Source organism: Desulfitobacterium sp. (assembly GCF_034927245.1).
Lineage (GTDB): Bacteria > Bacillota > Desulfitobacteriia > Desulfitobacteriales > Desulfitobacteriaceae > Desulfitobacterium_A.
In genome coordinates this window covers 30,115-43,658 of sequence record NZ_JAYFQK010000013.1, presented here as the reverse complement: position 1 = coordinate 43,658, position 13,544 = coordinate 30,115, and the positions used below count along the sequence as shown (strand labels likewise).

11 protein-coding genes are annotated in these 13,544 nt (G+C 45.0%); all 11 read right to left on the bottom strand.

From position 1 onward, the window contains the following. Window positions 1–546: 546 nt before the first annotated feature. The 11 genes from VB077_RS04190 to ilvD all read right to left on the bottom strand — a co-directional run bounded on the left by VB077_RS04190 (window position 547) and on the right by ilvD (window position 13,538). Window positions 547–1,803: a glutamate-5-semialdehyde dehydrogenase gene (locus VB077_RS04190; protein ID WP_323413963.1), complete on the bottom strand. Its 1,257-nt coding sequence runs from the start codon at window positions 1,801–1,803 to the stop codon at window positions 547–549. A gap of 14 nt (window positions 1,804–1,817) precedes the next feature. Then, window positions 1,818–2,921 (bottom strand): glutamate 5-kinase, encoded by a 1,104-nt coding sequence (gene proB, locus VB077_RS04185; protein ID WP_323413962.1) that lies wholly within the window; start codon window positions 2,919–2,921, stop codon window positions 1,818–1,820. Further along, window positions 2,918–3,724, bottom strand: a complete 807-nt coding sequence (gene proC / locus VB077_RS04180) for a pyrroline-5-carboxylate reductase (protein ID WP_323413961.1) — start codon at window positions 3,722–3,724, stop codon at window positions 2,918–2,920. Before proC ends, proB begins: the two co-directional genes overlap by 4 nt. Before the next feature lie 371 nt (window positions 3,725–4,095). Further along, the gene (gene leuB / locus VB077_RS04175) at window positions 4,096–5,157 is read right to left on the bottom strand and encodes a 3-isopropylmalate dehydrogenase (RefSeq protein WP_323413960.1); all 1,062 of its coding nucleotides are present in this window, start codon (window positions 5,155–5,157) and stop codon (window positions 4,096–4,098) included. After that, on the bottom strand, window positions 5,150–5,638 hold the full coding sequence (gene leuD, locus VB077_RS04170) for a 3-isopropylmalate dehydratase small subunit (protein ID WP_323413959.1): 489 nt from the start codon (window positions 5,636–5,638) through the stop codon (window positions 5,150–5,152). Before leuD ends, leuB begins: the two co-directional genes overlap by 8 nt. Next, on the bottom strand, window positions 5,638–6,903 hold the full coding sequence (gene leuC / locus VB077_RS04165; RefSeq protein ID WP_323413958.1) for a 3-isopropylmalate dehydratase large subunit: 1,266 nt from the start codon (window positions 6,901–6,903) through the stop codon (window positions 5,638–5,640). The genes leuD and leuC overlap by 1 nt, the downstream gene beginning before the upstream one ends. A 4-nt stretch (window positions 6,904–6,907) precedes the next feature. Continuing rightward, a complete protein-coding gene (locus VB077_RS04160) occupies window positions 6,908–8,437 on the bottom strand; it encodes a 2-isopropylmalate synthase (RefSeq protein WP_323413957.1) in 1,530 nt (509 codons plus the stop codon). Window positions 8,438–8,559: 122 nt separating this feature from the next. Then, window positions 8,560–9,555, bottom strand: coding sequence for a ketol-acid reductoisomerase (ilvC, locus tag VB077_RS04155; RefSeq protein WP_323413956.1), 996 nt, complete (start codon window positions 9,553–9,555; stop codon window positions 8,560–8,562). A gap of 76 nt (window positions 9,556–9,631) precedes the next feature. Further along, complete coding sequence (ilvN, locus tag VB077_RS04150; protein WP_323413955.1) at window positions 9,632–10,111, bottom strand: acetolactate synthase small subunit; 480 nt, start codon at window positions 10,109–10,111, stop codon at window positions 9,632–9,634. A 5-nt stretch (window positions 10,112–10,116) separates the two neighbouring features. Further along, window positions 10,117–11,829 carry a biosynthetic-type acetolactate synthase large subunit gene (gene ilvB, locus VB077_RS04145; protein ID WP_323413954.1) on the bottom strand — a complete coding sequence of 571 codons (1,713 nt, stop codon included), beginning with the start codon at window positions 11,827–11,829 and terminating at the stop codon, window positions 10,117–10,119. Between the two features lie 17 nt (window positions 11,830–11,846). After that, complete coding sequence (gene ilvD, locus VB077_RS04140) at window positions 11,847–13,538, bottom strand: dihydroxy-acid dehydratase (protein WP_323413953.1); 1,692 nt, start codon at window positions 13,536–13,538, stop codon at window positions 11,847–11,849. Window positions 13,539–13,544: the final 6 nt, after the last annotated feature.

Sequence of the window (13,544 nt, the reverse complement as noted above, 5' to 3'; positions counted from 1 at the left end):
CCGCCAGCGTTCGTCCTGAGCCAGGATCAAACTCTCCATAAATTTTATGAAGAAAATTTGATTGCTCAAATTGTCTTTTACTCATTGACGAGTCATTGGCTGTTCCTTGTTGTTTAGTTTTCAAAGACCATAAGACTAAACCTGGTTTTGGTTTGCCGCAGTTACCCGCGACAGTTATTTATTTTAGCAGATTAACTCTTGCGAGTCAAGTGCTTTTTTCGCTTCCGAACTTCGTTTAAAAGTTAATCCGTTTCTTTCAAAGCTCATCGGCGAGGAGTTTCAGATTAACATTTTTCCTCTCTCGAGTCAACTGTTAATTTTATCCTCCGTGCGCATGTCAGCATATTAGCCGGCTTTAGGATTTCTGTCCCTCAGCGCTCAATAAGAGTACCACAGACTAAGACTTTATGTCAACATATATTTTATTGTGTCGATTTTAGTCCTAATGATACAAAGAAAGAGCCATAGGAAACTCCGAATAAGGTATAAGTTAAGCAAGTCAAAAGGAGTTTGAACCGATGGCCCTTTAAGCTATTTAATTAAAACTTATTTTACAATCTGTCCGTCACCATAGATAAGATATTTTACAGTCGTTAATTCCTTCAAGCCCATAGGACCCCGCGCATGAAGTTTCTGCGTGCTTATCCCGATTTCTGCCCCAAAGCCAAAGCGCCCGCCGTCTGTAAAACGGGTTGATGCATTGACATAAACAGCAGCCGCATCGACTTCTCTTAAGAATCTCTGAGCAACAGTATAGTTTTCAGTAATGATTGTTTCAGAATGTTTAGTACTATACTCATAAATATGATCCATCGCCTCATCGAGATTTTTAACAACTTTTATACTGAGTATCAAGTCAAGATACTCTGTCGCCCAGTCCTCCTCAGTTGCCGGAACTGCATAGGGTAAAATTCCACAGGTTTCAGCACAACCGCGTATTTCCACATTGTGTTTCTGCAGCTCCGCCCCCATCAACGGAAGGAAGGATTCGGCAATTTTCTGATCGACTAAAAGAGTCTCCAGAGCATTACAAACTCCAGGCTTTTGGGTTTTCGCATTGATCACGATAGGAATTGCTTTGTTAAAGTCTGCATTCCTTTCAACAAAAGCATGACAAATCCCTGTTCCGGTCTCAATCACAGGGACTGTTGCATTTTGAACGACGGTTTGAATTAATCCGGCTCCACCCCTAGGAATAACAACATCAATATATTTATTCATTTTTATGATTTGTTGAACCCAATCATGTGACGTTTCCTCAACAAGTTGAATCGTTCCGGCGGGCATACCCTTGCTTTCCGCTGCTTCGGCAATAACACGGGCTAACACTTTATTGCTTTCAATCGCCTCAGCCCCCCCTCTTAAAATCACGGCATTCCCGGATTTGAGACAGAGAGCAGCGGCATCAACGGTTACATTGGGTCTTGCTTCATAAATCATGGCCACAACGCCAAGCGGAACACGCATTTTCTGCATTCTTAATCCATTGGGGCGTGTCCAGAAATCTCCTTCTCCGACAGGATCGGCTAAGTGAACCACATCGCCCAAAGCTTCACTCATCTGATGAATGCCTTCAGAGGTTAAGCGCAAACGATTGATTAAACTTTTCTTAATCCCTTTCTTTTCAGCAGCAGTAATATCCCTGCTATTCGCCCGGAGAATTTCATCTTCAGAAAGAATTAACGATTGGGCCATCGCCATAAGAGCTTCATTTTTGGCATCGGTCCCCATATAAGCTAATTTACGCGCCGCTTTTTTTGCGTTTTGTCCCATCTTTAAAAGTTCTGAATCGAAGTTGCTCATAAAAAAACCCTCCCTTAGATCATCAATGTCATGTTATCCCGGTGTACAATTTCATTTCCCTCAAGATCAGGAATAAGCCTCAGCACTTCATCAGAATGTTTGCCCTGGGTAAGTATTATCTCTTCACTGCTTAATTCAACCAAGCCGCGGGCAATTTCCGTTCCTTTGACGTTAACGATTCGGACAAGTTCTTTCCTTTCCCATTCTCCCTCGGCCCCTATGATCCCCGTGGCAAGGAGGCTTTTGCCCTCTTTTGCTAATGCCTTAACGGCCCCGTCATCGATGATGATGCTCCCCTCGGAAAGTCCGCCATAAGCAATCCAGCGTTTCTTCCCCATGAGGCGATGTTTTGCCGGTACAAAATAGGTTCCCGTAAGTTTTTCTCCTTGAAAATATGCGGGTAAATCTTTCATTCGATTCGAATTTACAAGATAGGTTCCAATTCCGAAACGTGTGGCAATTTCTGCCGCTTTAAGCTTGGTAATCATACCGCCCGTTCCTAGCTGCGTCCCTGCTCCGCCGGCCAGTCCTTTCACTTGGGCAATATTTTCTACCTTTTCAATCAGTTTAGCCTCAGGGTATATCTTCGGATTTGCCGTATAGAGGCCGTCTACATCAGTAAAGATAACCAGTAAATCGGCATGAATAATTCCTGCGACAAGTGCGGAAAGACGATCATTATCCCCAAAACAAAGTTCTTCAACGGCTACCGTGTCATTTTCATTGATAATAGGGATGGCTTTGAATTTTAATAATTGTTCTAAGGTGTTCTGAGCATTTTTGTACCGAGATGGATCAGCTAAATCAATTCTTGAAAGCAAGATTTGAGCCCCTACAAGGTTGTGGTCATCTAAATACTGGGCGTATCTTTCTATTAAAACGCCCTGACCAATCGAAGCAACCGCCTGCCTGCCTGCTACATCTTTTGGCTTTGTGGCAAGACCGAGTTTACCTACCCCTGCCGCTACTGCACCGGAGCTGACAAGGATGCACTCAACCCCTTGCGCAGATATTTCAGAGATAACCTTAACAATCTTTTCGATTGAACGATCATCTAAACCACCTGTAGGATGATTCAAACTGCTGCTTCCAATCTTAATAACGATTCTCCGGTTCACCCCTGATACTCCCTTTCCATTTCCTCTGCACGTGTTTGACAAGCCTTCGCCGCGCCCGTAACAATACCTTGTAAATCCTTTTCCCAGAAAACATTTAATGCGGCTAATGTTGTCCCCTTGGGGGAAGTCACCTCTTCACGCAACCTTGCCGGAGATTTCCCAGATTTCTTCAACATTTGCGAGACTCCGAACAATGTTTCCTTAGCGAGCATTTCTGCATTTTCTTCCGAAAGTCCTATGTTTACACCGGCCTGAATTAAGGTTTCCGTAAAGAGATAGAAATAAGCAGGCCCGCTTCCGCTAATCGCCGTTAAAGCATTCATTTGTTCTTCCTGAATCCAAAGTGTTTTGCCGACAGCTTGAAAAATCGCTTCAGTTTGTTGCTGATGGCTTTCTTGAACAGCCCCTCCCTTTACTAATCCCGTCATAGAACTTAAGACGGCGCTTGAAGTATTCGGCATAGCCCGCACCACAGGAATTCCCGGCAAGATTGTTTCATAGGTTTTCATCGGGATTCCGGCAGCAACAGTAATTAGGAGTTGACTCGCTTTAATATTCTTTTGCAAATCATTTAGTACACTCATTATATCTTTAGGCTTCACGGCAAGAAGAATAATTTCTGATTCCTTAACCACTTCCTCAAAATTAGAGGGTTTGATCTCATATTGCTCGGACATAGCCCGAAGTTTTTCTTTGTTTGAACGATTAGTCACCCGGATTTCACTTGATATTCCAACTGCCCGCAGACCCCGGATAATGGCCTCCGCCATATTTCCAGAACCAATAAAACCTATTGCTTGCATAATAAACTTCCTTTCATTTGTAGTTAGCCATAGCTATAGAAAAAAGGTTACTTTCTGTCCTCTTTCCAAGGACGAAAGTAACCTTCCGCGGTACCACCTTAATTGCTTACGCCGGCTTTAGCCCCTACAACATGGGTTGATTGGGCTCCATATAACGGTTGGAACCGTCTGATTTAATATCAGCACTTCCCGACTGGGTTTCGGTCCTAGCACTGAGCAGCTCTCAGCAATTGCTGCCCTCTCTTCTCGAGCATCTCTTAGACCGTTTGGGTCGTTCATCAGCATTTTTTTTGTATATTTATTTAGCCTTATATTACCATAGCAGAAATCAAATATCTACTATGGTTAACTCAACCCTCAATTATTTAGGCTTAGCCCAGTGCGGCAACAACTGCGTCACCCATTTCCTTTGTCCCTAAACATTTATCCCCGGGTTGAGTAAGATCAGCTGTCCGATATCCTTGATCAAGAACTTTAACAACAGCCGTTTCGATTTGCTGAGCTTCCTTGTCAAGCCCAAAGGTATTTCTGAGCATTAAAGCCGCCGACAAAATCGTAGCTAAGGGATTGGCAATATTTTTACCCGCAATGTCCGGGGCAGAACCGTGGGCCGGCTCATACATGCCTTTCTTCCCGTTCATACTTGCTGAAGACAGCATACCGATCGAACCCCCGAGCATTGAAGCTAAATCCGTCAGGATATCTCCAAACATATTTTCTGTAACAATAACATCAAATTGTTCGGGGTAACGAACAAGCTGCATCGCTGCATTATCGACATACAAATGGGATAACTCAACTTCCGGGTAGTCTTTCGAGACCTTAATCGCGATCTCTCTCCAAAGGCGCGAAGTTTCAAGAACATTCGCTTTATCAACAGAGCATACCTTTTTACGGCGATCTTGAGCGATTTCAAACGCTAAACGAATGATCCGTTCAATTTCCGGAGCTGAATAAGACATCATATCATAAGCGGAGAGCGGATTTTCAATTCGCTTCTTCTCTCCGAAATAGACGCCTCCCGTCAGTTCTCGAATAACAACCATATCGACATTCTCAACCACTTCTTTTTTAAGCGTTGAGGAATCAATTAAGCTTGATAGCATTTTAACGGGCCGAATATTGGCATAAAACTCGAGGCCCTTTCTTAAGCCTAGAAGTGCCGCAGTTTCCGGACGTTCTCCGGCGGGAAGGTGATCCCACTTCGGTCCGCCCACTGCTCCCAAAAGAACAGCATCGGCTTCTTCGCAGCCTTTTAAGGTTTCCTCTGGCAATGCTTTTCCACATTTATCAATAGCGGTACCGCCAACCCAATACTCGATAAACTCAAATTTTTCCGGGGAGTTCGCTAAAACGGCTTTTAAAACTTTAACCGCCTCGGGAACGATTTCTTGTCCGATGCCATCTCCGGGTAATACTGCAATTTTAGGCATTGTTTTTTCTCCCCTTTATATATGGAATGAGCCCGCCGGCTTTAATCAATTCTTGCATAAACGGTGGAAAAGGTCTTGCTTGAAAGCGGGTTCCTTGGGTAACATTTAAGATTTCACCGGTTTCCAGATTAACGGAAACATCATCACCCGCCTGAATACCCCGAGCTGCCTCCGAACATTCCAAAATTGGAAGTCCGATATTCAAAGAATTCCGGTAGAATATGCGTGCGAATGACTCGGCAATCACAACTTGTACGCCGGCAGATTTAATGGCTAAAGGGGCATGCTCGCGAGATGAACCACAACCAAAGTTTTTGCCGCCGACAATCACATCCCCCACCTGAACCGCCTCTGCAAAACTCGCATCTACATCTTCCATGCAATGTGCCGCCAGGTGCTTGTGTGAGGTTTTATTCAAATAGCGCGCCGGAATGATGACATCCGTATCCACATCATCCCCAAATCTCCAGGCTTTACTCATTATGCCACCTCCTGCGGATGCACTATTTCGCCTTTAACAGCAGATGCCGCCGCAACTGCCGGACCTGAAAGATAAACTTCGCTCTCCGGATGTCCCATACGTCCTACAAAGTTGCGGTTCGTGGTAGATAAAGCTCGTTCTCCTTTGGCGAGAATCCCCATATATCCACCCAGGCATGGGCCGCATGTTGGGGTGCTCACAACAGCACCGGCATCAATGAAGATATCGATTAAGCCTTCCTTCATGGCTTGTTTATAGATGTTCTGTGTCCCCGGGATGACGATGAGACGAATATCCCGATGTACACTTTTACCCCGTAATATTTCCGCTGCAATTCTCAGGTCTTCCAAACGTCCATTTGTACAAGAACCGATAACAACTTGATCGATCCTAATTCCATGCGCTTCTTCAACCGATTTTGCGTTTTCCGGAAGATGAGGGAAAGCGACTTGGAGCGGAATATCTTCGATATTAAATTCATAGAGCTCCGCATATTGAGCATTCGGATCACTTTGATAAATCTTAAAAGGACGTTCCGCACGTTCCTTCACATAGGCCAGTGTCTTATCATCCGGTGCAATGATTCCATTCTTCGCACCCGCTTCAATCGCCATATTGCAGATCGTAAAACGGTTATCCATCGATAAGGCTTCAATACCTTCACCTGCAAATTCCATCGCCCTATAGCGGGCTCCGTCAACGCCGATTTTACCAATCGTATAAAGGATCAGATCCTTACCGCCAACCCAAGGTTGAAAGTTTTGGCCCTTAAAAACAAACTTCATCGATTCCGGGACTCTAAACCATGCTTCCCCCGTGGCTAATCCTGCGGCAAGATCTGTACTTCCCACACCTGTCGCAAAAGCCCCAAGCGCTCCGTACGTACAAGTGTGCGAATCCGCACCAATGATTACATCTCCGGGAAGAGTAACCCCTTGCTCAGGAAGCAGACAGTGTTCAATCCCTACTCGTCCTTGCTCCCAGTAATGCACGATTTTTTGATCTCTCGCAAAAAGGCGCAGGGATTTGCTTAATTCTGCAGAGGCAATGTCTTTATTCGGTGTAAAATGATCGGGCACCAGCGCAATCTTTGACGGATCCCATACTTTATCCATATTAAATTTCGCAAATTCTTGAATTGCAACCGGCCCCGTAATATCATTCGCTAAAGCGAGATCAAGCTTGCCTGTAATCAATTGTCCCGGGACAACTTCCTTCAGGCCGGCATGATCAGCCAAGATTTTTTCTGTAATTGTCATTCCCACTGTATTAAATACCTCCGATCTTAAATGAAATCCAGCCTCGTTCAAACGCACGATTGACAGCTTGGAGATATGCCTTGACACTGGCTTCGATAATGTCAGTGCTGACACCACGGCCGCCTACAGTATGCTCATCAAATTGAACACTTACCGTCACTTCCCCTTGAGCATCTTCGCCTCCGTCGATCGCTTGGAGAGCGTAACGAAGAAGTTTGTGGTCTATCCCCAAAATTTTATCAATGGCTTTATAGGCCGCATCAACAGGACCATCCCCACAGGCAGCATCATCATAGCGTTGATCCTGATAATTCAAGCCTAAGGTTGATGTGGGTACAATTTGGGTTCCACTCGAAACTTGAAGATAGTCTAAAGTAATTTCAGGTACATCATGTGTGTGCGTATCAACCAAAGAATATAAATCTGCAGAAGTTACTTCTTTTTTTCGTTCGGCGAGTAATTTAAATTCCTTAAAGACTTCATCCAGGCGTTTCTCATCCACTTCGAGCCCTAATTCGGTCAATCGATCCCTGACCGCATGCCGGCCCGAATGTTTGCCTAAAACAATAGTATCCATATCTAAGCCAATTGAATCCGGCGATATAATCTCATAGGTTGACCGTTCCTTTAAAACTCCATCTTGATGGATCCCCGATTCATGGGCAAAAGCATTTTTCCCAACGATTGCTTTATTCGGTTGAATCATCATTCCGGTTAACCGGCTCACCATTTGACTGGTACGTGCAATTTCCTTGCTATTAATCGACGTTTGAACTTGGTATTGGTCACGACGGGTATTTAAGGCCATCGCCAGCTCTTCGATCGCCGCATTTCCCGCACGTTCACCGATTCCATTAATCGCTCCTTCAAGCTGATGAATTCCTGCTTGAACAGCTGCCAGTGAATTGGCAACGGCGAGACCTAAGTCATTGTGACAATGAACGCTAACCTTGACCTTTTCAATTCCCTCGGTCCGTTCCATTACCTCATATATGAACTTTGCAAATTCTTCCGGAGTAGCATAACCGACAGTATCGGGAATATTGAGTACCGTTGCCCCTGCTTTAATTGCTGAGGAGAATATGCGTCCCAGAAAATCGACATCACTGCGTGAAGCATCTTCCGCGCTGAATTCAATATCGGAAACCTTAGATTTCGCCAATTTAACTCCGGCTACCGCTTGCTCCAGCACTTCCTCGGGGGATTTCTTCAATTTATACCGCATATGAATCGGAGACGTTGCGATAAACGTATGAATTCTTGGACTTTCCGCTTTAGAAATCGCTTCCCAAGCGCGCTCGATATCCTTTGCCTGTGTCCTCGCCAAAGCACAGACGGAGACTTGACGAACCTCCTCAGCGATTTGTTTAACCGCTTCAAAATCTCCAGGCGAGGAAATTGGAAATCCTGCTTCAATAATATTGACCCCTAACTTCGCAAGTTGGCGGGCAATCTGGACTTTTTCAGCCGGATTTAAGGCCACACCCGGGGATTGTTCTCCATCTCTCAATGTCGTATCAAAAATATCAATCTGGCGCATGCATGAACCTCCTCACCTATTGGCTTATGAAACAGCTTTAATATAGAAATTGACTTCAGGCGGAGTTATAGGCTCCACCTGAAGTTCATGAAGCAGTGATTATATCCTTTTAGGTAAAAAGATTAGTGTTTTTTTAACCAAGGCATCATTTTACGAATTTCAGCACCGACTTTTTCAAGTTGTTGATCTTCTTCACGGCGGGCAATCGCATTGAATTGCGGGCGACCCACTTTGTTTTCCATCAACCAATTCTTTGCGAAGGTACCGTCTTGAATTTCTTCAAGAACTTTCTTCATTTCCTTGCGGGTTTCTTGGGTAATGATTCTTTTGCCGATCATTTGATCCCCATATTGAGCCGTGTCGGAAATGGAATAGCGCATCCAACTGAATCCACCTTCGTTAATCATATCAACAATCAGTTTCATCTCGTGACAGCATTCAAAATAAGCACTTTCCGGTTGATATCCGGCTCCAACCAAGGTTTCAAAACCGGCTTTCATCAGTTCGGTAACCCCGCCGCAAAGAACAGCTTGCTCACCAAAGAGGTCTGTTTCGGTTTCTTCTTTAAAGGTTGTTTGGAGAACGCCGGCACGTGTACCCCCGATTCCCTTAGCGTATGCCATCCCGATATCATGCGCTTTACCTGTAGCATCTTGATGAACAGCAATCAGGCAGGGAACTCCGGCACCCTCTTCATAAGTTCTGCGAACCATATGTCCGGGGCCTTTCGGGGCGATCATGAAGACATCGACATCACTGGGCGGAACGATTTGTCCAAAATGAATATTAAAACCATGGGCAAAAGCAAGGGCTTTACCCGTTGTCATATGTTGTTTAACTTGATTTTCATAGACTTCGGCTTGTTTTTCATCCGGAAGAAGCATCATAATCACATCGGCTTTTTCAGCAGCCTCCGGAACGGTCATTACTTTTAACCCCGCTTCTTCCGCTTCTTTCCAACGGCGAGAACCTTGGCGTAATCCTACTATGACATTTAGTCCTGAGTCATGAAGGTTACGGGCATGCGCATGTCCTTGACTGCCATACCCCATAATCGCAATTGTCTTCTTTGCAAGTACTTCAAGATTTGCATCGGAATCATAATACATTTTTGCCATGGTATAAGATCTCTCCTTTTTATTTGCTTCTTATCCTTTTCTATCTTAAATTATTATTTAATAAGGATAGCTATGATTAAGAATCGAGGCGGGTTATTGCAATTTTACCCGTCCTGACAAGTTCCATCAATCCGAAAGGACGAATTGTACGAACAAAAGCGTCAATCTTTTCAGCATCACCTGTAAGCTCTACCGTCAAATTACTTCTGCCCATATCAACAACACGACCACGGAAAACATCGACAATTTGAAGAATTTCGAGACGCGTATCCGACCTAACTTTAATCCGAATAAGGGCAAGTTCACGATCGACGATCTCTTCCTCCGTTAAATCAGTAACTTTATGCACTACAACCAATTTAATCAATTGTTTTGTAACTTGTTCGATTATCGCGTCATCTCCGTCAACCACAATGGTCATTCGGGAAATATTCGGATCTTCAGTCTGACAAACGGAAAGGCTATTGATGTTATAGGCTCGCCGGGCAAAGAGCCCAGATACTCGGGTTAATACTCCTGGGTTATTCTCAACGAGTACCGCTAAAGTATGCAACATTAGCCCTACCTCCCTATCATATCGGTTATTTCATTTCCTGAAGGAACCATTGGAAAAACAAGCTCGTCTTCAGAAATTGTAAAATCCAAAAGCACCGGTCCATTATAAGCAAGGGCTTCATCAATCGCCGACGCAACCTCGTCCAAACGTGTAACCCGGATTCCACGGATATGATAGGCCTCTGCCACTTTGACAAAGTCAGGATTATCTCTCAATTGAATCTGATTGTACCGCTCTTCATAGAAAAGCTTCTGTAATTGACGAACCATTCCTAGGACTCCGTTATTGAGGAGGATAATTTTGATAGGGAGTTGACATTGGACCGTTGTTGCCAGTTCCTGAATGCACATTTGGAAAGAGCCATCTCCGGTAATCAGGAAAACCTGGGCATCAGGTTGAGCCACTTGCGCGCCGATTGCCGCGGGCAAGCCAAAGCCCATCGTTCCTAGTCCGCCGCTCGTAATAAATTGCCGGGGTCGTAACACAGGATAATACTGAGCAGCCCACATTTGATGCTGACCCACATCGGTCGTAACTATCGCTTGGGGATCCGCTTTTTCTCCGAGAACACGAATAATATTTTGAGGTGTTAATTCTTGCAAATTCTCACTGGATTCTTGTCTTGATTTCTGTTCCTTTTGCCATTCGTGAATTTGTTTCCACCAGGCGTCAATCTTGGGCGGTACCAGCTTCTTGGATAAATCCTCAAGAACACTCCGCGCATCGCCGACAATCGGAATATGGGTTTTGACAACTTTTCCAATTTCAGCGGGGTCAATATCAATATGAATAATCTTGGCTTTCGTCGCAAACTTATGGCCTAATCCGCTTGTAACACGATCATCGAAACGCACACCTACGGCAATGAGAAGATCACAATCATTGACCGCATAATTTGCGGATACTGTACCATGCATTCCGACCATACCCAATAAATTAGGATGAGTTGTCGGTAAACTTCCCATTCCCATCAATGTAGTTACAATCGGAAGGTTTCCCTTTTCAACGATCTTATTTAAAATTTCTCCGGCACCGGAACTAATCACCCCGCCTCCGGCATATAAAACCGGACGCTCACATTCGGCTAAAGCCCGAGTGGCTTCTTCAATCTGTCCCGCATTTCCTTTACTAAAAAATTTATAGCTTGTGAGACTGAGCTCATCTGTCTCCGGTTCAACAACAGCTGCCTGAATATCTTTCGGAAGATCGATAAGCACCGGTCCCGGGCGTCCTGTCCTTGCAATATAAAACGCTTCTTTGACAATGCGCGGAATTTGACGGGCATCTTTAACAATATAGGAATGTTTGGTAATCGGAAGCGTAATCCCCGATATATCCACTTCCTGAAAAGAATCTGTTCCGAGCAAAGTTGTCTGAACCTGTCCCGTTAAAACCACCATAGGAATCGAGTCCATATAGGCTGTAGCAATACCGGTCACCAAATTCGTCGCGCCGGGACCGGAGGTTCCTAAACAGACTCCCACCTTCCCGCTGACGCGAGCATAGGCGTCGGCAGCGTGAACAGCTGCTTGCTCATGTCGAGGTAAAATATGGCGGATTGGGGAATGAAGGAGAGCATCATAAATCGATAGAACAGTTCCTCCGGGATACCCAAAGATTACTTCAACGCCTTCTTTAACCAAGGAATTGAGTAAGAGCTCCGCACCGGTAGACTTTAAAACAGTTTGCCCTTCCTCTTTGGCTTTATTTTTACTCACAAGCTTCGCCTCCCGAATCACTCTTTTATAGGTCTAAAAGCCGCCCCCCGTGATGCTGATTGTACATATTCCGAATATCGGCCAAGGTACCCTGCTCTAAGCTCGGGGTTTAAATTTTCTAATTGTAATGGGTTCTTTTCATATTCCACACGCCGTGCTTTTCTTTCTTCATCTGTAGCTACCCAATCAAGGCGTCCTTCTTTAAGATCAATCCGTATTTTATCGCCTGTCTTAAGAAGTGCAATTTCACCGCCAAGAGCCGCTTCGGGAGAAACATGGCCGATAGATAAACCGCGGCTTGCGCCTGAGAAGCGTCCATCCGTAATTAAAGCAACAGAAGCATCTAAACCCATTCCCGCAAGTGTTGATGTGGGACCAAGCATTTCACGCATTCCCGGACCTCCCTTAGGCCCTTCATAGCGAATGACCACCACATCACCGGCATTAATTTCACGATTACGAATAGCCTCAGCCGCCGGAACTTCACCATTAAACACTTGCGCAGTTCCCTCAAAAACCATCTCTTGATCTTCTAGGGCCCCTTGCTTGATTATTGCCCCTTCGGGAGCAAGATTACCGTAGAGTACTTTTAGTCCGCCTTGAATACTATAGGGGTGATCCATGGGATGAATTATTTCTGTGTTTTGAACCTTGGCATTCTTTAAGCGTTCGGCTTGAGTAACACCGGAAACCGTCATCGGGCTTCCGTCAATAAACCTATTATCTATAAGTTGTTTTAATACAGCGCTTACTCCGCCAGCTTCATTCAAATCAGCGAGGACACTGTCCCCCGCAGGACTTAATTTACAGATTTGCGGGGTTGAAGCGCTCACTTCATTGACTTTGCGAAGATCCCATTCAATACCGCCTTCATTGGCAATCGCAGGCAGATGAAGGATGGTATTTGTTGAACAGCCCAAGGCCATGTCAAGAGCAACTCCGTTTTTAAGGGATGTCATCGTCACGATATCCCGGGGACGAATATTCTTCCGGAACAGCTCCATGACTTGATAACCCGTTTCTTTCGCAAGGACCAACCGTTCGGAATAAACCGCCGGAATTGTACCATTCCCGGGTAGAGCAAGTCCCAAGGCCTCAGTCAAACAATTCATCGAATTTGCCGTAAACATTCCCGCACAAGATCCGCAGGTCGGGCATGCTTTAGCTTCCAAACCATGAAGCCATTCCTCATCCTTTTTACCGGCATGTACCTGGCCCACTGCCTCGAAAAGAGTGCTTAGGGTTACAGGTTTTCCTTCGAAATGCCCAGGAAGCATCGGTCCGCCGCTGACGACGATTGCCGGCAAATTCAGCCGCATGGCCGCCATCATCATCCCCGGGACAACCTTGTCACAACTCGGGATTAATACCAAAGCATCCAATTGATGCGCTTTTGCCATTACTTCAATGGTATCAGCAATCAATTCACGACTGGCCAAGGAAAAATGCATCCCTTCATGGCCCATTGCCAAGCCATCGCAAACCGCAACAGTTGAGAATTCAAAAGGAGTACCTCCATTTGAGCGGATTCCTGCTTTTACTGCATCAGCTATTTGTCTTAAATGCATATGCCCGGGAACCATCTCTGTAAAGGAGCTGACAACACCGACAAATGGATTTTGAATTTCCCGATCGGTTAAGCCTAACGCCTTTAATAACGATCGATGAGGAGCCCGATCGATACCTTGTTTTACCGTATTACTATTCATTGCTAA

What these genes read in the sequence shown, in the direction of transcription:
- ilvC (WP_323413956.1), bottom strand. Translation starts at nt 9,555, where the DNA reads ATGGCAAAAATGTATTATGATTCCGATGCAAATCTTGAAGTACTTGCA.
- leuB (WP_323413960.1), bottom strand. Translation starts at nt 5,157, where the DNA reads ATGCCTAAAATTGCAGTATTACCCGGAGATGGCATCGGACAAGAAATC.
- VB077_RS04190 (WP_323413963.1), bottom strand. Translation starts at nt 1,803, where the DNA reads ATGAGCAACTTCGATTCAGAACTTTTAAAGATGGGACAAAACGCAAAA.
- VB077_RS04160 (WP_323413957.1), bottom strand. Translation starts at nt 8,437, where the DNA reads ATGCGCCAGATTGATATTTTTGATACGACATTGAGAGATGGAGAACAA.
- leuD (WP_323413959.1), bottom strand. Translation starts at nt 5,638, where the DNA reads ATGAGTAAAGCCTGGAGATTTGGGGATGATGTGGATACGGATGTCATC.
- ilvD (WP_323413953.1), bottom strand. Translation starts at nt 13,538, where the DNA reads ATGAATAGTAATACGGTAAAACAAGGTATCGATCGGGCTCCTCATCGA.
- ilvN (WP_323413955.1), bottom strand. Translation starts at nt 10,111, where the DNA reads ATGTTGCATACTTTAGCGGTACTCGTTGAGAATAACCCAGGAGTATTA.
- proC (WP_323413961.1), bottom strand. Translation starts at nt 3,724, where the DNA reads ATGCAAGCAATAGGTTTTATTGGTTCTGGAAATATGGCGGAGGCCATT.